The organism is Yinghuangia sp. YIM S09857, assembly GCF_051388915.1.
Classification (GTDB): Bacteria; Actinomycetota; Actinomycetes; order Streptomycetales; family Streptomycetaceae; genus Yinghuangia.
Genome location: NZ_JBPKBH010000012.1, coordinates 213,264 through 236,057, shown reverse-complemented (window position 1 = coordinate 236,057; position 22,794 = coordinate 213,264). Strand labels below are relative to the sequence as shown.

Genomic DNA, 22,794 nt, shown 5'->3' with positions numbered 1-22,794 from the left:
CAACGGATGCCCCCCCCCTCCTCGTTCCGGCTTCGGATCAGCCGCCCGACCAGTGCTTGACGCCGTGCTCCAATGCCTCGATGATGCGCGGCCGCATCTCGGACGCGCGGATCACCGCGTCCACGGACCCGACCTCGACGGCACGGCGGATGCTGTGCACGCGGTCGAACTCGGCGGCCACCTCGCCCAGCTTCTCGGCGCGGACGGCCGGTTGCAGCTCGGCGAGCTGCGCGTGCAGCGCGGCGCGCTCGGTGCCCCCGGCGGCGGCGACGCGGGCGTTCAGCCCGGTCACCCGCGGGTCGGTCGCGGTGCGCTTGTCGACCTCGCCCGCGAACACCACGGCCGCGGCCGGGGCGCCGCCCAGCACCGAGGCGAACGAGCCGTCCAGGGCCAGAACCGTCATGTTCGGGTTGAGGGCCTTGGAGAACACCACGAAGGCGCCGCCGTGGTAGCGGGAGATCACGCAGAACACGATCGGACCGTCGAAGTTGACGATGGCCCGGCCGATCTCCGCGCCGTACTCCAGCTGGAGCTTGCGCATCGACTCCGGCGAGCCGTCGAAGCCGGACAGGTTCGCCAGCACCACCAGCGGGCGGTTGCCGGACGCCGCGTTGATGGCCCGGGCCGTCTTCTTGGACGACTGCGGGAACAACGTGCCCGCGGTGTAGGTGTCCGGCCCGTCGGTGGGCGGGAAGCCGCGGCGGGGGACGGCCCGGGACTCGATGCCGATCAGGCACACCGGACGCCCGCCGAGGTACACGTCCTGCACGACCGCGGTGTCCGCGTCGGCCATGCCGGCCCAGCGCTCCAGCACCGCGTGGTCCTGGTCGGACAGCGCGCGCATCACCGTGCGGATGTCGAAGGGCTTCTTGCGGTCCGGGTTGTGCTCCGCGGAGAAGATCTCCCCGACGCAGGTGAAGTCGCTGCCCTCGACCTCGTGGGGGAACGCCGAGATGTCGCGGTCCACCGGGTCGGCGGTCTCGGCCCGGCGCGGTCCGCTCTCGCCCGGTGCGATGTACGTGTGGTCGTAGTGCGCCATCAGGATGTTGCGTGCGCCCGCCAGGTTCGGCGCCCAGTACTGCGCCTGGCCGTTCGGGCCCATCACCCGGTCGTACCCGCCGATGCCGAAGTTGTCCTCGGCCGACACGCCGCCGGAGAAGTCCAGAGACTGCTTGCCGGTCAGCACCATCGCCGAGTCCGGCGTCATCACCAGGACGCCCTTGGTGTGCATGAGCATCGTGGCCTCGGCGTTCCAGTACGGCTGCGCGCCGACGGTGATGCCGGCCACCACGATGTTGATCTCGCCGCCCTGCTGGGTGAACTCCACGATGCGCTTGAGCGCCGCGGCGACCCAGTCCATGTTCTCGGTGCCCGACTCCATGGAGATCCGGGCGCCCGCGGACAGCGCGTACCACTCCAGCGGCACGCGCATGCGCTCCGCCAGGTCCAGGGCCGCGATGACGCGGCGGCACTCCGGCTCGGACAGTGCGCCGAGCGACTTCGTCGGGTCGCCGAGCAGCACGACCCGGGTGACGCCCTCGCGGTGGCGCGGCGTGCGGGTGGTGACCACGCCGGCCACGATCGCCGCGGTGTTGCGGCCCCTCGGTCGGTCGGCCGGGACGAGCCGGTGCGCGTCGTCCAGGTCGTACTCGATGAAGTCACCGAGCATGCGCGCCAGTTCATACGGGTAGACGGTGTTGCGGGCGCTGGCCTGGAGGACCTTCTGCCGGTAGTCGTCGACCGGTTCGACCGGCTCGACGGGCGGCTCGCCGAGCACCATCTCCGCGCCGCCCGCCGCGTCGAACGTGAACCGCACGGCGGACTTGGTCAGTTCGCCGGTCTCGCGGTCGCGCTGCCGGGCGATGAACAGGATCTCCTCAAGGCCCGCACCCGCGGTCATCGGCATCATGCGCCGACCGATCGTCTCCACTTCCTCGCGCGTGAGCTCTATGGCCGGCCACACGTAGATCACGATGCGGTTGGTGTGGAACCGCTTTTTCGACGGTCGCTGCGACTGCGCACTGCGGATCGAGTCGAGGCACGCGGCGACGGTGTCCTCGGTGGTCGGCAGGGCGACCAACTTGCCGTCGTGCTCGCGCAGTTCGGTGAGGTCCCGGACTTGCGCGAAGGCCACAAGGCGGTCGTCGGACGGGTTCGTCCGCGCCACGCACCGGAACAGGTAGACCTCTTCGTCCGAGGACGGCAGCCGGGTCAGGTCGAAGCCGCTCAGCCGCTCCATCTGCATGCGCTGCGCGATGTACGGGTGCAGGCCGCGGATCAGCCGCTCCTCCGTCATCCCGCTGACCGGCGACGGACGGTACGTGAAGTGGTGGTGCATCACCGCGCCGCCGCGCCCCGCGACCGTCATGGTGATCCGGCGGATCGACGCCGGCAGCGCGTGCGCGCACAGCACCTCGTGCAGGGCCTCGGCCATGCTGTCGAAGTCCTCGGGCTGGTTCTCCCACGCGAGGTAGATGTCGGCGTCGACCGCCGACTCGTCCCCGGCGAGCGCGGCCAGCCCGCGAAGCGCGTCGTCCAGCGCGTCGAAGCGCACCGCGGTCGACGCGACGCACGAGTCCGCGCGCTCGGCGGCCACGAACGTGCAGCCGGTGAACTCGCGTGTGCGGACCGCGGTCAGGCCCTTGTTGCCGTAGTAGCGCCGGGTCAGCACCTCCAGCATGACCGCGTGGTCGAGGCCCGGGCGGACCAGCCGCTGCCCGAGCAGGCGGACCAGCGGCTCGGTGCTGCGGACCATCTCGGCCATACGCTCGGCGCGGTCCGGGGAGTCCGGGAACGCGTCCAGGTGCCGCAGGTGCTTGCGCACACCCGCGTAGACCCGGGCGCGGTTGCGGCGCAGCAGCGGCTGGGCGAACCACGCGAACACGACGCCGCGCGCGAGGTCGGCGACCGCGGGGAAGCGGACCTGCGTCGCGGTCACCAGGCGTTCGAGCGCCAGGCCGACCGGCTCGCGCAGCGCCTCGCCCGGCGGGCCCTCGCGCAGCCACTCGCGCAGCAGGGAGGTGACGATCCTGGCGTCGGCGGACGCCCGGCGCTGGGCCAGGAAGATCCGGAAGACCGCGGCCTCCAGGTCGGGGGAGCGGTCCAGGTCGGTGACGCCGTAGCGGCCGAGTGCCTTGCCGAGCCGGGCCCGGAAGGCCTCGGGCAGCGCCGCGCGGTCGGCGTCCAGGCTCTGGAGGTAGAGGTGGAAGTACTCGCGGGCGCTGTACGCGTGGCTCTCGTCGCCGTCCTCGCCGGCCGGCCGGTTGCGGCTCAGCTCGGCCAGGTCGGCGAAGGCGCCGACCAGGTCGACCTCCTCGGCGAGCAGGCGGTGCCCCTCCTCCGCGGCGGCGGCACGTGCGGCGAGGAAGTCGCCGAGGACGCGCCCCTCGTCGTACGGGTCCACGTCGAAGCCGAGGACGACGCTGCGCAGGTCCTCCAGACCGCGCAGGGCCCGCTCGTGCGCCGCGACGTGCGCGGGGCGCTCGGGCAGGTCCAGCTCCACCGGCGGCGCGGCCGCGGTCTCCTCGGCCGCGTCGTCGGCCAGCGGCTCCAGCTTGAGCAGCGGCGCGCCGGTCTCCACCTGGCTGCCGACGGAGACGACGCACTCCTTCAGGCGCGCCTTGAACGGCGCCCGGAGGACGGTCTCCATCTTCATGCTCTCCAGCACGAGCACCGGCGTCCCGGCCTCCACCTCAGCGCCGACCGCGAGCGGCGTCGCGACGACCAGGGCGGGGGCGGGGGAGCGGACCACGCCGCCCTCGTCGCGGCTGACGCGGTGCGTGACGCCGTCGACCTCGACGAGGTGGGTCGGCCCGTGGGTGCCGATGAGCAGCCGGAACCGGGTGCCGTTGACCACGATGCGGCCGGAGTGCCGGTCGAAGCGGTCCAGGTCGACGTCGGCGGTGCGCACCGAGTCGCCGGACTCGATGCCGACGTGGAAGCGGTGCGCGCCGACACGGGTGACGCGGACGCGGTAGCCGACCCCGCGCAGCCGGAGGTCCAGCGGGCGGCCGGACTCGTGGCGCACCTGCGGGCGGCCGCCGAAGGCGGTGGACAGCAGCCGGGCGCGCTCGACGCGCTCGTCCTCCTCGTACGCCTCGACCGCCGCGGCGGCCAGCGCGACGCCGGAGTGCCGGTCGCAGACCAGGCGGCCCTCGCCGCGCACCCGGTCGATCCAGCCGGTGTCGGCCGTGGCGCCGACCACCTCGGGCTGGTCGAGCAGGTCGAGGACGAAGCTCTTGTTGGTGGTGCCGCCCTCGATGACGACCGTGGTCTCGGCCATCGCGCGGCGCAGGCGGCCGAGGGCCTGCTCGCGGTCGGCGCCGTACGCGATGATCTTGGCGATCATCGAGTCGAAGTCGGCCGGGATGGTGTCGCCCTCGCTCACCCCCGTGTCCACCCGGATGCCGGGGCCCGCGGGCGGTACGAAGCGGGCGATGCGGCCGGGGGCCGGGGCGAAGTCGCGGTCGGGGTCCTCGGCGTTCAGCCGGGCCTCGACGGCGTGCCCGAGCTCGTCGGGCCGGGTGCCCTCCAGGCGGCCGCCGCCGGCGACGTGCAGTTGCAGGCGTACCAGGTCCACGCCGGTGGTGACCTCGGTGATCGGGTGCTCGACCTGGAGCCGGGTGTTGACCTCCAGGAAGGCGAACAGCTTCTCGCCGGGGTGGTACAGGAACTCGACCGTGCAGGCGCCGCGGTAGCCGACCGCCAGCGCCAGCCGCTCGGCGGAGGCCTTCAGCTCGGCGGTCTGCTCGGGGGCCAGGACCGGGGAGGCGGACTCCTCGATGATCTTCTGGTTGCGCCGCTGCACCGAGCAGTCGCGTACGCCCAGCGCCCAGGCGGTGCCCTGGCCGTCCGCGATGACCTGCACCTCGACGTGCCGGGCGCCGGTGACCAGGCGCTCCAGGAACACCACGCCGGAGCCGAAGGCGCGCAGTGCCTCCTCGCTGGTGCGCTGGTACGCGTCGGCGAGCTCGTCCGGCGAGGAGACCTTCCGGATGCCGCGCCCGCCTCCGCCCGCGGTCGCCTTGAGCATCAGCGGGTAGCCGATCTCCGTACCGGCGCGCAGCGCCTCGTCGAGCGTGGCCACCTCGCCGCGGCTCCACGGCGCGACGGGGACGCCGACCTCCTCGGCGAGCAGCTTGGCGCCGATCTTGTCGCCGAGCCGACGCATGGCCTCGGGGCTCGGCCCGACGAAGGCGACGCCGATGCGCGCGCACAGCTCGGCGAACTCGGCGTCCTCGGCGACGAAGCCCCAGCCGACCCAGGCGGCGTCCGCCTCGGTCTCCCGGAGCGCCCGGGCCAGGACCGCGTGGTCGAGGTAGGGGCGGGCGGACGCGGGGCCGAGCGGGTACGCGACGTCGGCCTCGCGGACGAATGTGGCGTTGCGGTCCGCGTCGGTGTAGAGGGCGACGGTCTCGACTCTCGTCCCGGTTTCTGCCGATAGATCCCGTACCGCATGGATCAGCCGCATCGCGGCTTCCCCGCGGTTGACAATGGCGATACGACTGAACACCGGTCGAGCCTCCCAAGTACCTACGCACCGCAGGCGACGTCCGGGTCGGAGCGCCGCCTGCACCTGGTTATCACCCTGCTTGATCACCGTAGGCCCCACCAATGCGCCGCGCCGCACGGCCCAGGGCTTCCATTTTGTAGGAACCCGACAAAGGCGTGAACGGGCCTAGGGTGTGCCTCCGGTTTTCGGCGGGGTGTCGAGCGGGGGGTCGGCCGGGAGTTTCGGGCCTGGCTTCGGGCCTGGGGCCGGATCCGGGGTCGGGTTCGGGCCGACGTCGTGGGCCCGAAGGGCGTCAGGCGTCGGCCATGTGGTCGGGGGTGCCGGGGGTGCCCGGCTTCGCCTTCGGGGCGGAGCCGTTCTCCGAGGATGCCGGAGGCTTGGGGACCGGGAGCGTGGGGGCGGTGCGCGCGTGGGTCGCGTACATCGTCAGGCCGACGAAGGCCAGCCCGCCGACCAGGTTGCCGAGCAGCGTGGGGATCTCGTTCCAGATGAGGTAGTCCATCACGGAGAAGTCGCCGCCCAGCATCAGGCCGGACGGGAACAGGAACATGTTCACGATCGAGTGCTCGAAGCCCATGTAGAAGAAGACCAGGATGGGCATCCACATCCCGATCACCTTGCCCGAGACGGACGTCGAGATCATCGCCGCGACCACGCCGGTCGACACCATCCAGTTGCACAGCACGCCGCGGATGAACAGGGTCAGCATCCCGGCGGCACCGTGGTCCGCGTACCCGACGGTCCGGCCCTCGCCGATCTTGCCGATGGCCTCGCCGACCGGGTTGGGGTCGACGGTGAAGGAGTACGTGAACGTCACCGCCATCATGACGGCGACGAGGAACGCCCCGGCGAAGTTGCCGATGAATACCAGGCCCCAGTTGCGCAGCACCGAGCGCGCGCCGACGCCGGGGCGCTTGTCGATCAGTGCGAGCGGCACGAGGGTGAAGACCCCGGTCAGCAGGTCGAACCCGAGCAGGTAGAGCAGGCAGAACCCGACGGGGAACAGCAGCGCACCCGCCAGCGCCTCGCCGGTCTGCACGGTGACGGTCACCGCGAACGCGGCGGAGAGCGCGAGGATGGCCCCGGCCATGAAGGCGCGGATCACCGTGTCGCGCGTCGACATGAAGACCTTGGCCTCGCCCGCGTCGATCATCTTCCCGACGAGTTCCGGCGGACTCACGTACGACATGAAGTCACTCCTTCGATGGGGCAACTTGTGGGTGGCATACGCCTTCTGAGGATGCCGAGATCCGGTGCGATCCGGCGATCGTGGGGACCGCGGTTTTCCCACCGATGTCAACGCGGGGAACAAGGTGTCAAGATCGGCTCACCCCCGCGACGCGCGGTGGTGAGAATCCGGGGCGATTCGGTGCGGTGCCGGGCGTGCCACGCTATCGCGGGAGTCGGGCGCGCGGCATCGGGAAGTGCCGTTGCGGGCAACACCTTTCGGCAGGTTTGTGCGGGGCCACAGCGTGCCGCGGGCACGCGTACGGCCCGCCGCGGGGGAAGGGAGCGGCGGGCCGTGCCCGGGCGTCGGGGAGGTGCGGGTCAGTGTGCCCCGGCTCCGGTGAGCGAGCGCACTTCCAGCTCCGCGTACTTCGCCTCGCTCGCCCGGTCGCGGGAGAGCATCGTGCCGAGCCAGCCGAGCAGGAAACCGGCCGGGATCGAGATGATCCCCGGGTTCTCCAGCGGGAACCAGTGGAAGTCGGTGCCCGGCACCAGCGACGTGGGCCGGCCCGAGCCGACCGGGGAGAAGACCACCAGTCCGACCGAGACCACCAGTCCGCCGTAGATGCTGCACAGCGCGCCCGTGGTGTTGAACCGCTTCCAGAACAGGCTGTAGAGGATCGTCGGCAGGTTGGCGGAGGCGGCGACCGCGAAGGCCAGCGCCACCAGGGCCGCGGTGTTCAGCTTGTCGGCGAACATGCTCAGCACGATCGCGACCGCGCCGATGGCCACCGCCGACAGCCGGGCCGCGGCGACCTCCTCCTTCTCGGTGGCCTTGCCCTTGCGGATGACGTTCGCGTACAAGTCGTGCGCGAACGACGAGGACGAGGCCAGTGTCAGCCCCGCCACCACGGCGAGGATGGTCGCGAACGCCACCGCCGAGATCACCGCCAGCAGGATCGCCCCGCCCGTCGAACCGGCCCCGCCGCCGACCTCCTCGGCGAGCAGCGGCGCCGCGGTGTTGCCGGACGCGCTGGACTCCTTGATCTCGTCCGAGCCGACCAGCGCCGCGGCGCCGAAGCCGAGCGCGATGGTCATCAGGTAGAAGCCGCCGATGATGCCGATCGCCCACAGGACGGACGTACGCGCGGCCCGGGCGGTCGGCACCGTGTAGAAGCGCACGAGGATGTGCGGCAGTCCGGCGGTGCCCAGCACGAGCGCGATGCCGAGGCTGATGAAGTCGAGCTGGGTGGTGGCGTCCTTGCCGTACTTGAGCCCGGGTTCGAGGAACTTCTGCCCCTGGCCCGACGCGTCGGCCGCGGAGCCGAGCATCGAGGAGATGTTCCAGTCGAACTTGAAGAGCACGAGGATCGTCACCAACAGCGTGCCGAGGATGAGGAGCACGGCCTTGATGATCTGCACCCAGGTGGTGCCCTTCATGCCGCCCACCGTGACGTACAGGATCATCAGCGCGCCGACCAGGCCGATGACCCAGCGCTTGGCGCCGTCTCCGGAGACGTCGAGCAGCAGCACGACGAGCGAGGCGGCGCCGACCATCTGCGCGATCAGGTAGACGATGGAGACGACGATCGTCGAGATGCCGGCGGCGGTGCGCACCGGGCGCTGGCGCATGCGGAACGCCAGCACGTCGGCCATCGTGAACCGCCCCGAGTTGCGCAGCGGTTCGGCGACCAGCAGGAGGGCGACGAGCCACGCCACCAGGAAGCCGATCGAGTACAGGAAGCCGTCGTACCCGGACAGCGCGATCAGGCCCGCGATGCCGAGGAAGGACGCCGCGGACATGTAGTCGCCGGAGATGGCCAGGCCGTTCTGGAACCCGGAGAAGGACCGGCCGCCCGCGTAGAAGTCGGTGGCGTCCTTGGTCTGGCGGCTCGCCCACACGGTGATGGCGAGGGTCGCGAAGACGAACACCAGGAACAGGCTGATGATGAGCGCGCGGTGGTCTCCGGCGTTGCCGGCGGCGGTGAGGGTCATCGCGCGTCACCCGCGGCAGCGGCCTTTCCGGCGGGGGCGGTTGCCACGCCGTCCATGCGCTCGCGCACCGAGGCGGCGGCGGGGTCGATGCGGGCGCGTGCGTAGCGGGAGTACGCCCAGGCGATCAGGAAGGTGGTGGCGAACTGGAGGACGCCGAAGACGAATCCGAGGTTCACGTTGCCGACGACCTCGGTGCCCATGAAGTCGCGGGCGTACACGGCCAGCAGGACGTACAGCAGGTACCAGGAGCAGAAGGCGACGGTGACGGGGAACGCGAAGGCGCGGAACGAGCGCCGGAGTCGGCGGAAGTCGTCGCTCGCCTGCACGTCGAGCGGCGACGGGGGCGGAGCTGACGCGGGCGGGGTCGACGACGCGTCGTGTGGAGGTACCGGGGACGCGTCCGCCGCGGGCGTCCCGGTCGCGGGCGTCTCCGTGGTGGGCGTGGGAGCCGCGGGGGATGCGGCCGCGGGGGGCGCGCCCGCATCCCCGTTCGGCGGTCCGTCGGTGCCCGGGGTTCTGCGCATCTGTCCTCCTCGACCGCGGCTCGCGGTCGGCCGGGGAGGGCCGACCGGGCCGCCAGGAAGTACGGACCGAACCTGACGCTGCGTCACGCTAGGGCGGCGGCGGGTGTCCGCGGCACCGGCGGGCGTACGCCGTGCGGCGAGCGGACCGGCCGGTGCGTTCGCCGGTCGGGCAGGTGCGCCGAACGGTCCCATCGGTGCGCCGAACGGTCAGCGCGGCGACAGCCCCAGTGACTCGGGGGCGTGCAGCCGGGCCAGCGCGCGGCTCGTCCCCGGCGGGATTGACGCCGCGTCAGGTACGACACCCCGACCATCACCGCGAAGGTCAGCGGTACCGTCCACGCCGCCGGGCGGCTCAGCAGGATCCCCGCCCACCCGTCGTCCGGCCCGCCCGCCATGGTCAGCACCACCGCCGCCATCGCCGTGCCGCCGCCCACCAGCAGCCCGGCCGCCGCGCCCTGCGGGGTCAGCCCGCGCCACCAGATGCCGAGCAGCAGCAGCGGGCAGAAGGACGACGCGGCGACGGCGAAGGCCAGGCTCACGACGTCGGCCACCGAGTAGTGGGCGGCGAGCAGCGAGAGCAGGCACGGTACGGCCGCCGCGACGACGCCGGACAGCCGCAGCGTGAGCAGTTCGCGGCGCATCGGACGGGTGCCGGTCTCGCGGGCGCCGCCGCGTACCTTGTCCGCCCGGCCCCGCTCGATCTCCTGGGCGAAGACTCCGGCCACCGACATCGTCAGTCCGGAGGCCGTGGACAGGAACGCGGCGAAGGCTCCTGCGAGGACGAGTGATCCGAGCAGGGTGCCCGGTGTGCCGCCGATCAGGCGGCCGGGGAGGAGCAGGACGGTCGCGTCGGTGCGGCCGGTCATGAGCAGCTCGGGCGTGTAGATGCGGCCGAGCAGCCCGTACAGCGGCGGCATCAGGTAGAAGACCGACAGCAGCCCCAGCACGTTGCGGGTGGTGCGGCGGGCGGACGGGCCGTCCGGGCTGGTGTGGAAGCGTACGAGCACGTGCGGCAGGCCCATCGTGCCGAGGAGGGTCGCGACGAGGAGCGAGTAGGTGGCGTACAGGGGGTGCTCGGTGCCGGTCAGGGGCAGCGTCCAGGACCGGCCCTCGCGCGGGGTTGTGCCGACCGGGTGCGGGACGTCGGCCCCGGCCGGGAACGTCGCCTTCGTGCCGTCCGCGAAGCGGTGCGTGCCGGGCGTGAGCAGCACCGGCTCGCCGGCGTACGGGCGGTCGTCGAGGTGGCCGCGCACCGTCACCACGACCGGTTCGGCGACCCGGACTTCGACGGGCTGGCGCATCGAGACGGTGGTCGTCGCGCGGAAGCGCGGCGGCGTGTCGGAGTCCGGCCAGGGCGCTCCGTCGGCGCGCCAGGCGAGCAGGAGGAAGACCACGGGCAGCGCGATGGCGGTGAGTTTCAGCCAGTACTGGAACGCCTGGACGAGCGTGACGCTGCGCATGCCGCCCCACGCCACCACCCAGACGACGACCACGGTCACCGTCACCGGGCCGGCCCACAGCGGGGCACCGGAGACGGTGCGCAACGTCAGGCCGGCGCCCTGGAGTTGAGGCAGCAGGTAGAGCCAGCCGATGAGCACGACCATGACCGCCGCCAGCCGCCGCACGCGGACCGAGCCGAGCCGGACCTCGGCGAAGTCGGGCAGCGTGTAGGCGCCCGAGCGCCGCAGCGGGGCCGCGACCAGGGCGAGCAGGACGAGGTAGCCCGCGGTGTAGCCGACTCCGTACCAGAGCATGTCTGCGCCGAACGCCAGGACCAGGCCGGCGATCCCGAGGAAGGACGCCGCCGACAGGTATTCCCCGCCGATCGCCGCCGCGTTGCGCATCGGCGAGACGGTACGGGAGGCGACGAAGAAGTCGGAGGTGGTGCGGCCGGGGCGGAGGCCGTACACGCCGAACAGCGCCGTCGCGACGCACACCAGCACGACGGCGGCGGGGGCGTGCCCGGAGATCACCCGGCGCGCTCCGCGGGCGGCGCTGCTTCGGGGCGGTCCATGAGCAGCGCGAAGTCCCGTTCGTTGGCCTCGGCCTGACGGGTGTTCAGCACCCCCAGCACGAGGAACACCGGGTGCGGCACGACCGCGACCAGCAGCCACGGAGCCGGTACGCCCGCCACCGTCGCCTCACGGAACTCCGGAACGGTCGCGCAGGCCAGGGGAATTCCGCCGAGCAGCACGACAAGCACGGCGACGACGGAGAGCCCGAGGCGGAGTTGCGTGCGCATCAGGGACTTGAGGTAGAGGTCGCCGAGGCGGGACGGGGCTCCGAGGTCGTCGGCGGTGGCGGCGTACGGCAGGCGTCCGGGGGGCCGGGCGGTGCCGGTGCGGTCCGCGGCCTCGGCCGCGCGGGAGAGGGCCGCGAGGGTCCGGGGGTGCGCGACCACGGCGCGGCGGGGTGCGGTGGTCGCCGGGAACTCCCAATCCGCGAAGGGGTATTGGGAAGTCGGAGGTATCGAACCCGTTGGTTCGTCGCCCGAAGTGTCCGGAGGCTCAGCCATGCCCCGCCGATCCCAGCGGTCCTGGCGGTCCGGTCGGTCCCACGGCTCTCGTCGCCGCGGTGCCGCCGTCGGGTCGGAAGCCGGGCGCGGTGTCCGGTCCGACGCGGACCAGGACCTCGCGGACCCCGCGCGTGTGCCGGCGGCTGATCGGCAGCACGAAGCCGCCGACGCGTACGAACGCCCGCCCCGACTCCAGGCGGAGTTCGCGCACGTGCCGCACCGCGACCAGGTGGCGGCGGTGGATGCGGATGAACCCGGCGTCCGCCCAACGCTCTTCGAGCGCGGCGAGCGGGGTGCGGACGAGATGGCTTCCGCCGGCGGTGTGGAGACGGGCGTAATCCCCTTGGGCCTCGACGTAGATGACGTCGCTGCGGCGCACGAAGCGGGTCACCCCGGCGAGTTCGACGGGGATGACCTCGTCGGCGGGCGGCGCGGCGCCGGACGTGTCCGCGGGGGTCGCGGGTGTCGCCTGGGCCACGGCCGGGTCGTGCGCGGTGGCGTCCTCGGCCGCCGCCCGCCCGGCGTGCGCCGCGGCGACCCGCCGTACCGCCTCCGCCAGGCGGTCCGGGTGGATCGGCTTGAGCAGGTAGTCGACGGCGCGCAGCGCGAACGCGTCGACCGCGAAGTCGTCGTGCGCGGTCACGAAGACGACGCTGGGCGGATCGGCGAACCGCGAGGCCACCCGGGCGACGGCGGTGCCGTCCAGGCCGGGCATGCGGACGTCCAGGAACAGCGCCCCGAACGGCCGCCCTTCGGCGAGCGAGCGGTCCAGCGCGAGGAGTGCCGCGGCCCCGTCCCGCACCGGTTCGACGTCCGTCACACGCGCGTCGCGGCGCAGCAGGTACGTCAGCTCCTCCAGCGCGGGAACCTCGTCGTCGACGGACAGAATCCGCAGCATACCGGGCAGGCTAGCCGGGCCCGGGCCGCCGCGGTACCCGTCGGCGGGCGGGCCGGTTCAGCGCGGGTCGGCCGCCGACGGGTGGAACTTCGGGATCCTCACCCGCACCTTCGTCCCGGCTCCCGGGGCGGTCTCGACGACGATCCCGTACACGTCCCCGTACAACTGCCGCAGCCGCTCGTCGACGTTGCGCAGCCCGATACCGGCGCCGGAACCGCCGCTCCGCACCGGGGCCTCACCGGCCAAAACCGCGGCCAGCGCGGCCGGTTCCATGCCGACGCCGTCGTCCTCGACGCTGATCCAGGCCTCGGTGCCCTTGTCCTCGGCGGTGATCACCAGTGTGCCGGGACCGGCGTTGCGTTCGAGCCCGTGCCGGACGGCGTTCTCCACCAGAGGTTGCAGGCACAGGAACGGCACCACCACCGGCAGCACTTCGGGCGCGATCCGCAGCGACACCGAGAGCCGGTCGCCGAACCGCGCGCGCTCAAGCAGCAGATACCGGTCCACGCACCGCAGTTCCTCGGAAAGCGAGGTGAAACTGCCATGCCGCCGGAACGAATACCGCGTGAACTCCGCGAACTCGACGATCAGCTCCCTCGCCCGCTCGGGGTCGGTCCGGACGAACGACGCAATCGCCGTGAGCGAGTTGTAGATGAAGTGCGGCGAGATCTGCGCCCGCAACGCCCGCACCTCGGCGTCGACCAGGGCGGCCCGGGACCGGTCGAGCTCGGCGAGTTCCAACTGCGTCGACACCCACCGCCCCACCTCCCCGGCGGCCCGCACCAAACCGGTCGACGCCTGCGGCGCGAACACCGCGAACACCCCTTCGACCCGCTCCGACACCACCAGCGGCACCACCACCGCGTGCTGCAACGGGCATTCCGAGACCCCGCACTCCACCTGATCCGGCCCGAGCACCGAAACGCGCCCCGCCCGCGAGGTACGCTCCGACCCGCCGCGCACCGCAGCCGCGTGCCCGTGATCACCGGCGGTCGGCCCCTCCCATGCCAGAACCTCGCCGTCCGCCCGACACAACGCCAGCGCGGGAACCCCCAGCAACGCCCGCAAATGCCGAGCCGACCGCTTCGCGGAATCCACCGACAACCCGGTCCGCAACAACGGCCCCGCCTGCGAGGCATGATGCAGCGTCTCAAACGTGGCCCGCTCAGTGGCCGTCCCCAACTGCCGCCGCCCCCAAGCCCCCCACACCCAACCCACCGCCACCCGGCCGCCCGAGATCCGACCACCACACCCTCCCGCACCCGGCCCGCCAAATGCACCCGACGCACCAACGCGCAACCGATCCGCCGCGCGGCGGCGCCGACGGTCGCGCCGCACGAAGGACGAGGGCGAGCCTCTGCGCCGAGGAGGATCGGAGGAGAAGGCCGACAAAGCGAGCACCCCCACCGCGCAGCCACACCGACGCCGAGCCGCGGCAGGCCGCGCCCAGGAGCCCCCCGCCGCAGGCGACCGCCGGATGGGCCGGAGCGCTCCGGACGGGACCGCCGAGCCGCAAACGTGTGTGGGTCTTGCGCCTGCACGCCCCGACCGGCGGTCGCAGGCGTCGACGGGGGAGTGAGGGGGCGAACGATCCCACCCGCGCACCGACTTGGTGGGCGGGTTCGCGTGCCCTGAGCCCCCTGTTGCGTGCCGTGCCTGGGAGACGGCGCGCCTTCACGGGTGGCTGGGCGCGCGCGGTCAGGCGACATGCGCAACGAGGTCGTCGGCACTCAACTCGCCTGCCGCGCAGGGATGTTGGGGCGGCATGGTTGGGCTGACCGGCGGGCGACGACGGCGCGGGGGCGGGGCTGCACGCGATCGTGGTTGGCCGTCCGCTGCACCGGCGCGCGGAAAACAAAGGCCCCGCCGCGAATCCCATCTCGGCACCGTCCCGGCCGCCGGACGGTGGTCGTCGGTTGGTGGTCGGGAGTGCGACGGCGCCTTGGGGGTCAGGGCTTGGGTGGGAGGCTCAGGAGGTGGGCGCTGACCCTGGGCCATTCGGGGCGGAGGATGCTGTAGTAGATGGCGTCTCGGCGGCGGCCGGTGGGCATGTAGTTGTAGCTGCGGAGGGTGCCTTCTTCGGTGGCGCCGATATTGCGGAGACCCTGGCGGGCTTGTTCGTTGAGGATGTCGGTCTTGAACTCGACGCGTTCGGCGCCCAGGTCGTCGAAGGCGTGGGCCAGGAGGAGGTATTTGGCCCAGCGGTTGACGCCTTGGCCGCGGAAGTCGCGGCCCAGCCAGGACCAGCCGATTTCGAGGCGGGCGTCGGGTTCGGCCATGTTGCCGTAGCTCATGCTGCCGGCGATGCGGCCGGAGGGTTTGTCGGTGACGATGAAGACGACGCGGCGGCCGGCGGCCTGGTCGGCGAGGCAGGTGTCGAAGAAGAGCTTGAAGTCCTCGTCGGTGGCCACCGCCGAGACGAAGTACCGCCAGATGTCCGGGTCCATGGCGACCGCGTGCAGGCCCTCGCGGTCGGCTTCGGTCACCGGCGCGAGACGGACGTGGTCGTTCTCAAGGACGGCGGGTGCCTTCGTTGCCCAGGTCATAGGTCAGGCTCCGTTGCTGATGTGCCGGGACAGGGCCTTGGTGACGTCGCGGAGAGTGCGCATGTCCGCGAGGTCGTCCTCGGTGAAGTGGGCGAGGTCGACGCCGGTAGCCTCGCACAACTCGGTGAGGAACAGGACCTTGTTGAGCGAGGTCAGGGCGTACGAGCCGACCATGTCCGCGTCGAGGTCGAGGGTTCCCGGCTCGATGTCGTGGGTCAGGACGGCGGAGAACTGTTCGCGGGCCGCGGTTTCCACGTCAGCGGGCATGGATTCCCTCCTCGGGGTTGTGGACGGCCTGGCGGTAGGCGTCCAGGATCTGCGGGCGCTTCGGCTTGTACTGCGAGGTGAGCAGGCCGTTCTCGATGCTGAACGGCGGGTCGGCGACGATCGCGCGGCTGATCCGCTCGTCGGGGGTGTGCGCGGCGTTGGCGGCGTCGAGGCAGGCCGCGATGGCGTTCAGGTCGGGGTCGGCGGAGGCCGGGGAGACCACCGCGACCAGGTCCGTCTGCCCGGGGCAGAACAGGACGCATTCGGCGATGGCCGGGTCGGACCTCATGCGTTCCTCGATCGGCCGTACGACGACCTTCTTGCCGTTGTCGAGCACGATGACGTCGTCGGCGCGGCCGCGGATGAAGAGGTAGCCGTCCTCGTCGACATGGCCGAGGTCGCCGGTGCGCACCGTGCCGTCCGGGGCGAACACCCTTTCGGAGTCGCCTGGTTGGGCGTACAGGTAGCGGGTGTTGACGGGGTGGTCGCTGCGGACGCTGACGACGCCGTGTTCGTCGATCAGCACCTCCTTGCCGCGCAGGACCCGGCCGACGCTGCCCTCGCGGTGCGCCTTCGGGTGGTTCTTGGTGACGATGCACGTCTCGTTGAGGCCGTAGCCCTCGTAGATCGGCAGTCCCGCCTCGGTGAAGAAGCGCAGCACGGCCGGGGCGGCCGGGGCCGAGCCCGTCCACAGGTAGCGGATGCGGTCGCCGAAGACGGCCCGGGCCTCCCGGCCCACGACGTCCGGCCCGCCCGACGCGCCCGCCCGGCGCACGCGGGCCTCGATCTGCCGCTTGGCCGTCTCGTAGAAGGCCGGGACCCCCATGACCACGGTCGGCCGCACCCGGCGCAGCGCGGCGAAGGCCGCCTCGTACGTGCTGACCGTGACGTCGTGCCCGTGCAGCAGTGCGGAGTACACCCAATACCGCTGCTGGAGCAGCGACAACGGCAGGAAGACGAACAGGTCGTCGCCCGGACCGTGTTCGAAGATCTCCTGGACGGCCAGCAGCGAACTGTCGATGCTGCCCGCGGTCGCCCCCAACCCCTTCGGCTCGCCGGTGCTGCCCGAGGTGAACTTGACGGTGGTGACGTCCGAGGGCGCCCAGGTCACCGGCGGCAGCGGCGACAGTTCGCCGTGCTCGCGGCGCAGCGCCGCGGCCGCGACCTCGCTCATCGGCACGATCCCGTCGCTCCCGCCCGGGGCCGGCGGATCGGCGGGGTCGGCGCCCGAGGCGGCGCGGTCGGTGAACAGCAGCCGGATGCCGTAACGCCGCATGAGGTCGACGCCGGGGGTGAACTTGCCCGGTTCGAGCCCCGCGGTCTGCACCTTCAGGCGCAGCGCCGCCAGGTCCAGCAGCACCCATTCCAGGCTGTTGGCCGCCAGGACGCCGATCCGGTCGCCCGGCCGGACGCCCCGCTCCCGCAGCCAGTGCGCGACGCGGCCGGACCGCTCGTACAGCTCGTGCAGCGTGATGGTCTCGGTGCCCAGCAGGCTGGCCACCGAGATCCGGCCGCCGGACGGTCCGACCGCGACGAGTTTTCCCAGGGTCTCGTCCGTCATCCCGCGGCCTCCCCCGCGGAGCCGGGTGCCGACAGGGTCGCGGGCTTGAAGAACACCGCGTCGCCCAAACGGATTTCGCTGCCCGGCGGGACCAGCTCGACCGTCTCCGGCCAGACCGCCGGCTCCGGCAGCCCGAGGGCCGCGGCCAGCCTTCCCGCGAAGCGCGGCATGACCGGCGCGGCGGCGTGCGCGAGCAGCCGGGCCGCGGCCAGTTCCAGCGCGACGGCGGTACGCGTCTCGTTCTGCCAGTACGCGCTCTGCGCGGTGAGCGCCTCCAGTCGGGAGAACCGCACCGTGTCGTCCACCAGCGCATCGAGTTCGGCCGCGGCCTGGTTCAGCGAGAAGCCCTCGCCGCCCAGCGCCGCGGTGACGGCCGCGAGCCGGGTGCCGAGCTTCGCCAGGAACGCCGACTGCTCGGGCGTCCAGTTCCCCGCGTCGGGCGCTTGGCCGCCGTAGTGCTTGGCGACGCGCGCCCCGAGGTCGTTGAGCCACTGCTGCCAGGTGCCGATGAGCCGGTCCCGCAGCGCCGCGTCGTACGCCGGGCGCCGGAAGTCGGTCCGCTCCCCCTCGGGCCGGTTCCGGGACAGGAAGTACCGCACCGCGTCGACCGAGTCCGGCGTCAGGATCTCCTTGCCCCAGATCGCGTGCCGCCGGCTGGTGGAGAACTTGGCGCCGTCCAGCAGGTAGAACTCGTTGACGTGGTAGTCGATGTCCGGCGACCAGTCCGGGTGCGCGAGCCGGTACAGAACCGGGTACAGCACCGAGTGGTAGAAGCTGTTGTCGTACCCGAAGAAGTGCACGATCTTCCAGTCCGCGCCCGGTTCGTCGGCCCGCCAGTCGCGGCCGAGCCGGCCGCCGAGGGCCTGGATGCCGTACAGGAAGCCGTACGACATCTCGGGCCACACCCAGATCACCTGCCCGTCCACGTCCGTCTCCGCCGGCGGAACACCCCACGCCGAGGGGTGGCTCAGCGGGATGTCCAGTTCGGGCCGGGTGAACAGCCGGTCGGCCAGCTCCCGCAGCCGGGCCGGGACGCGGCCGAGGCGGTGGTGCGCCGCGACGTCGTCGCGGAACTCGTGCAGCGGCAGCGACCAGCGGGCGAGCGGCGCGCGGCGGGGGTCGGCGGGGGAGACCTTCGACCGCGGGGAGTCCAGGTCCACGACGGTGTTGGGCTCGCCGCAGTCCTCGCAGATGTTGCCGCCGGTCGGCGCGCCGCAGCCGGGGCAGTCCCCGCTGACGTCCACCTCGTAGAGGTACTGGCCGCTCTCGGCGTCGAACAGCGCGTCCCGCTCGGCGACCGCGGCCCACCCCGAGGCGACCATGCGGGTGAAGAAGTCACGCAGGCCCTCGCGGTACCCCGGGTCCACGTTGGTCACGGTGTACTGGTCGAGCGGAATGTCCATCAGCGCCAGCGTCTCCGCGATCTCGGCGCTGTAGTGCGCCGCGGTCTCGGCGGGCTCGCGGCCCTCGGCGCGGGCGCACGCGATCACGTAGCTCTGGTAGTCGTCGCTGCCGGTCAGGTGCCACGCCTGGGTGCCGTTCATCCGCTGGAACCGGACGAACGCGTCGGCGCCCAGGTAGGGGCCGGACAGGTGCCCCAGGTGCAGGTCGCCGTTGGGCGTCGGGGGCGTCGAGAAGACGAACACCGGGCGGCCGCCGAACCCGGTGCGCTCCCGGTTCCCGGCCGACGCGAGGGCCCGGCCGGGATCGCGCCAGTACTGGGTGAGGAAGACCAGGTCGGTGTCGCCGGTGTTCTCCAGCACGTGCGACTCGAACGGCTCGAACAGCGCCAGCGTGCCCGGCCGCGCCTCGTGGCGGCGGCCGTCCACGACGAACTCGCCGCGGCCCTCGACGATCACGAAGAACTCGGTCTCGTCGTGCTGGTGGCTCGACGACGCCTGGCCCGGGGCGACCCGGCCCCAACCGGCCCCCACGCCCAGCCCCTCAATGTCGCTCATGCGGATCCCGAAGGCCGCATGGAGGGCTTCGGGATCGTACCGGTTGTAGATCATGTCGCGGTCCTTTCGGATCGGGGGACGTCGGCGCGGTCGGGGGACGCCTTGGCGAGCAGCCGGACGGTCGCCGCGGCGATCGCCGGGGCGAAGCGGTAGCCCGAGCCGGTTGCGGCGCCCGCGAACACCACGCGCCCGTCGTCGCCCACCGGGCACACCAGCGGGATCCGGCCGGGGGCGTACGCGTCGCAGAAGACCCGGCCCGAGACGGCGCGGTCGACCAGTCCGGGCGCGAACCGGCCGAGCACGTCGAGGGCTTCGGCGAGGTTCGCCGCGGTCAGGGCCGGCTCGACGGTGTCGGGGTCGACGTCCCATTCGGGACAGGTGTAGCTGAACAGCCAGTGCCCGCGGTGCCGGTACGGCAGCAGGAACGCGTCCTCGTCGTGGAGGACGACCGCCCCGTCGTCCTCCGACACCGGGTGCTCGATGTGCAGGGCGACGATCTTCTTCACCCGCGCGCCCAGCGGTTCCAGCAGGTGCCGCCACGCGGGGGCGGCCAGCCAGGGACCGGGCGCCAGCACCACCCGGTCCGCGGTCAGCGTGTCCCCGGTGCCCAGGGTCAGGCGTACGCCGTCCCCGTCCGACGCCATGCCGGTTACCGCCAGGCCCTCGAATAACCGTGCGGAGGACCGGAGTTCGACGGCGAGGGCCTGGGTGAGCGCGGCCACGTCCGCGTAGTGGCAGCCGTCCCCGGCCCAGGCCGCCAGGCCCTCGGGCAGCGCGGCCCCGTCCGGCGGGAGCGCGGCGCCGCCGATCCGCCGCAGGTTCGCCTCCGGAAGGTAGACCTCGCGCAGCGCCGCCTCGTGCGCGGCGGGCGCGACCACCGTCATGCCCACCGGATGGATCGGCAAGTCGGGGCGGGCGGCCAGGAGTTCGGTGTAGTAGCGCTGGCTCTCGGCGGCCATCGCGCGCGTCTCGGGTGTGGTGCCGCGGGGGAAGTGCAGACCGGCCGACCGGCGGGTCGCGCCGCCGGCGACGAGGTCGCGGTCCAGGACCGTCACCGCGGCCCCCGGGTCCGCGGCCAGGATCTCCCGCGCGATCAGGCACCCGATGACGCCCGCGCCGACGACCGCGGTCCCGGTGGCGTGCGTCGCGCTCACGCCGCGCTCCCCGGCTGCGGGCCCGGCTTGGTGGACCACTCGATGAACGAGGGCAGTTGCTCGGTGCTCGACTCGCGGCTCAGCCGGTCGGCGATCCGGCGGCTGCGCCAGGCGTTGAGGCTGAGGTTGGGATCGGCGAGGCCGCGTTGGCCGCGCGCCGCGTTCTGCACGAACACCCGCCGGTCGTCCGGCCCGTCCCAGTACACGGCATAGTCCTCGTCGATGCGCAGTTCGTCGCCGTCGCGCTCCAGCCGGTGCGCGATCGGCTCCAGGAAGTCCATCCGGGTGGGCCGGAACCCGGTCGCCCAGATGACCACCTCGGCCTCGAAGACCTCGGTCGCCTCCGGGTTGTCGTTGTGGCGCGCGGAGACCTGCCAGTCGCCGTACAGCCCCGGGCTGACGTCGAAGACCTCGCGATTGGGGTACAGACCCACCAGGTCGACGTTGCCGTCCACGAAGCGGTGCAGGTAGGTGCGCTGGTAGATCTCCCGCAGGGTGCTCAGCGATATGCCGTCGCTGGTGAGGACGTGCTGCCGGTTGAACGCCTCGCGGGCCTCGCGCTCCAGCCCGAAGAAGTACTCGGCGTGCGACGGCATGTAGTAGTCGTTCGTGAAGGGCGTGTCGTCGATCGGGAAGTAGTTGCCGCGCCGGGAGATCCACGAGACCCGGCGGGGCAGCGCGCTGCCGTGCCGGGAGATCATGTCGAGGAACGCCTCGGCCCCGGACTGCCCGCCGCCGATCACCACCACCCGCTTGCCGCCCAGGGTCCCGGACGTCTGCAAGTAGTCGCTGACGTGGAACTGCTTCGGCCCGAGCTTCTCGCCGAGCCGCCCGGGGACGTGCGGCTCGCTGCCGACACCCACCACCACGTTGTCCGCGGTGACCGTGCGCCGGTCGGTGCGGATCCGGAACACGTCGTCGAACGTGACCTCGCGCACCCCCTCACCGAACACCACGTTCTCGTTGCACCGGCTCGCCCACGCAAGGTAGTTGCGGAACTCCGCCCGCGGCACGGCGTCGAACTGGGCGTTCAGGAAGTGGTACAGCCTGCCGTTCTGGTGCAGGTACGCAAGGAACGTGAACGGGTTCCTCGGGTCGGCCAGCGTCACCAGGTCCTTGAACAGCGAGACCTGGAGCGCGTTGCCCGGCATCTGCTGGCCGTCGTGCCAGGTGAACGACTGCTTCCGGTCCAGGAAGAGGTTGCTCACGTCCGGTCGGCCGTACAGCAGTGACGCCAGGCTCAGGTTGGCCGGTCCCACCCCGACGCCCAGGCAGGTGTAGTGCGTGGGACCGGATCGATCGGGCTCGTGCGCCATTTAGGCCTCTCCTTCGGGCGGTTCGCCGCGCTCGATGGGGTGTGACGGATCGGTGGGGAGGTCCGCGGGCTTCCGGGCCCCGGCGGCTGCGCTCCAAGGATCACGGCGTGCCTCCCGGTGCCTCGGGAAGCGAGTCGTCGAAGGCGGTGCGGATGCCGTGGCGGTGCAGGAACGCCAGCCACCGCGCGGCCTCTTCGGCCGATTCGGCGGCTCGGTTGAGGCCCGGCGGGAGGGCCCCGTCGAGGACGCGGGACACGCCGAGCGCGAGCGGCACCGACACGCACCGGGCCATGGCGCTCTCCGCGGCGTCGCCGGTCAGGTCCAGCAGGTATGCCCCACGCCACCGGATGCCGCCGTCGGCGTCGCGGACGGTCAACTCGACGGCGAGCACCACCCGGTCCCGGTCCGCCTCGGTGGTGGGGTGGCGGTCGGCGAGTTCCTTGGCCAGCGCCCGGATCCGGGTCTCGTCGCCGGTCAGGACGGTCTCGAAGACCTCGTGCCAGGCCGCGCGCCAGCCCGCGTTGCGGAGCGTGCCGCGGATGAACGTGGTGGGCCGCCACCGGGCCGGGAAGTCGTACTGCGCGAGGAAGGACAGGCTGTCGCGGTTCGGGTACGCCTCGAACTCCTCCCCGGCGAGCACCAGCAACCGGGTTGCCTGCCAGGGGTGTTGGGCGGTGCGGGTCTCGCCCTCGCCGATGTATCGCGCGGGGGAGGCGAGGGCCGAGAGCACCCCGTACGGCGCCCAGCTGAAGCGGTAGCGGAAGTCGTTCGGCACCGCGGGCAGGCCGCCGCAGTACGAGGTGAACTCCGCGGACGTGCCGCCGTCGCCGACCTCGCGGCGGGCGCGGTCGACCAGGACGTGGGCCATCAGGTGGTCGATCCCGGGGTCGAGCCCGGCTTCGGTCAGGACGACGAGTCCGGCGTCGGCCGCCGTGGCGGCCTGCTCGCTCAGCGCGTCGGTGGTGTAGCTGGTGCACGCGAAGTGCGCGCCGCGCGCGACGGCCAGGCCAAGCAGGCCCGGGTGTTCGGTCGCGGGCAGCATGGAGACCACCACGTCGCCCGCGCCGACCTCGGCCTCCAGCGCGCCCGGACGCAGGCCGCGCACCTCGGCGCGGTCCGCGAGCCCGAGTGCGGCGAGGCGCTCCGCGGCACGTTCGGCGGTGCGGTCCCACAGGACGACGCGGCTCGCCCGGTCGCAGACCAGGCCGAGGCCGGTGCGGCCGGTGGACAGGCCGGTGCCGACCCAGTGGACGGTGCCGCTTGCGGGAGCGATCCGGTCACCTGACACGGGCGTCCTCCTTGGTCTCGGTTCCGGCTGCCGCGTGCTGCCCGTCCGGGTGCCGCCCGTCGCTGTGCGGCACGTCTCCGTGCTGCCCGGCCG

The 22,794-nt window shown here is 72.6% G+C and carries 14 protein-coding genes and 1 pseudogene; all 15 read right to left on the bottom strand.

From position 1 onward, the window contains the following. Window positions 1-37: 37 nt before the first annotated feature. Window positions 38-5,512 carry a carboxyl transferase domain-containing protein gene (locus ACRX5S_RS25225; protein WP_436775366.1) on the bottom strand — a complete coding sequence of 1,825 codons (5,475 nt, stop codon included), beginning with the start codon at window positions 5,510-5,512 and terminating at the stop codon, window positions 38-40. Between the two features lie 292 nt (window positions 5,513-5,804). After that, a complete protein-coding gene (locus ACRX5S_RS25220; RefSeq protein WP_436775365.1) occupies window positions 5,805-6,701 on the bottom strand; it encodes a formate/nitrite transporter family protein in 897 nt (298 codons plus the stop codon). A gap of 359 nt (window positions 6,702-7,060) precedes the next feature. Then, the gene (locus ACRX5S_RS25215; RefSeq protein WP_436775364.1) at window positions 7,061-8,674 is read right to left on the bottom strand and encodes a solute symporter family protein; all 1,614 of its coding nucleotides are present in this window, start codon (window positions 8,672-8,674) and stop codon (window positions 7,061-7,063) included. Next, complete coding sequence (locus ACRX5S_RS25210; RefSeq protein WP_436775406.1) at window positions 8,671-9,000, bottom strand: DUF485 domain-containing protein; 330 nt, start codon at window positions 8,998-9,000, stop codon at window positions 8,671-8,673. The genes ACRX5S_RS25215 and ACRX5S_RS25210 overlap by 4 nt, the downstream gene beginning before the upstream one ends. 405 nt (window positions 9,001-9,405) lie before the next feature. Then, window positions 9,406-11,171: pseudogene (locus ACRX5S_RS25205) on the bottom strand (cation acetate symporter). Continuing rightward, window positions 11,168-11,713 carry a hypothetical protein gene (locus tag ACRX5S_RS25200; protein WP_436775363.1) on the bottom strand — a complete coding sequence of 182 codons (546 nt, stop codon included), beginning with the start codon at window positions 11,711-11,713 and terminating at the stop codon, window positions 11,168-11,170. The pseudogene ACRX5S_RS25205 and the gene ACRX5S_RS25200 overlap by 4 nt, the downstream one beginning before the upstream one ends. Further along, window positions 11,706-12,611, bottom strand: coding sequence for a LytR/AlgR family response regulator transcription factor (locus ACRX5S_RS25195; protein ID WP_436775362.1), 906 nt, complete (start codon window positions 12,609-12,611; stop codon window positions 11,706-11,708). Before ACRX5S_RS25195 ends, ACRX5S_RS25200 begins: the two co-directional genes overlap by 8 nt. Before the next feature lie 57 nt (window positions 12,612-12,668). Further along, a complete protein-coding gene (locus ACRX5S_RS25190; RefSeq protein ID WP_436775405.1) occupies window positions 12,669-13,850 on the bottom strand; it encodes a sensor histidine kinase in 1,182 nt (393 codons plus the stop codon). Between the two features lie 710 nt (window positions 13,851-14,560). Next, window positions 14,561-15,157, bottom strand: a complete 597-nt coding sequence (locus ACRX5S_RS25185) for a GNAT family N-acetyltransferase (RefSeq protein WP_436775361.1) — start codon at window positions 15,155-15,157, stop codon at window positions 14,561-14,563. A gap of 3 nt (window positions 15,158-15,160) precedes the next feature. Continuing rightward, a complete protein-coding gene (locus ACRX5S_RS25180) occupies window positions 15,161-15,424 on the bottom strand; it encodes an acyl carrier protein (protein ID WP_436775360.1) in 264 nt (87 codons plus the stop codon). Continuing rightward, entirely contained in the window at window positions 15,414-16,985 is a 1,572-nt protein-coding gene (locus ACRX5S_RS25175; protein WP_436775359.1) for an AMP-binding protein, read from the bottom strand. The genes ACRX5S_RS25180 and ACRX5S_RS25175 overlap by 11 nt, the downstream gene beginning before the upstream one ends. Then, window positions 16,982-18,997 (bottom strand): class I tRNA ligase family protein, encoded by a 2,016-nt coding sequence (locus ACRX5S_RS25170; RefSeq protein WP_436775358.1) that lies wholly within the window; start codon window positions 18,995-18,997, stop codon window positions 16,982-16,984. The genes ACRX5S_RS25175 and ACRX5S_RS25170 overlap by 4 nt, the downstream gene beginning before the upstream one ends. Then, on the bottom strand, window positions 18,994-20,097 hold the full coding sequence (locus ACRX5S_RS25165) for an NAD(P)/FAD-dependent oxidoreductase (RefSeq protein ID WP_436775357.1): 1,104 nt from the start codon (window positions 20,095-20,097) through the stop codon (window positions 18,994-18,996). Before ACRX5S_RS25165 ends, ACRX5S_RS25170 begins: the two co-directional genes overlap by 4 nt. Then, complete coding sequence (locus ACRX5S_RS25160) at window positions 20,094-21,413, bottom strand: lysine N(6)-hydroxylase/L-ornithine N(5)-oxygenase family protein (protein ID WP_436775356.1); 1,320 nt, start codon at window positions 21,411-21,413, stop codon at window positions 20,094-20,096. Before ACRX5S_RS25160 ends, ACRX5S_RS25165 begins: the two co-directional genes overlap by 4 nt. A gap of 100 nt (window positions 21,414-21,513) precedes the next feature. Beyond that, window positions 21,514-22,701 carry a saccharopine dehydrogenase C-terminal domain-containing protein gene (locus ACRX5S_RS25155; protein ID WP_436775355.1) on the bottom strand — a complete coding sequence of 396 codons (1,188 nt, stop codon included), beginning with the start codon at window positions 22,699-22,701 and terminating at the stop codon, window positions 21,514-21,516. Window positions 22,702-22,794: the final 93 nt, after the last annotated feature.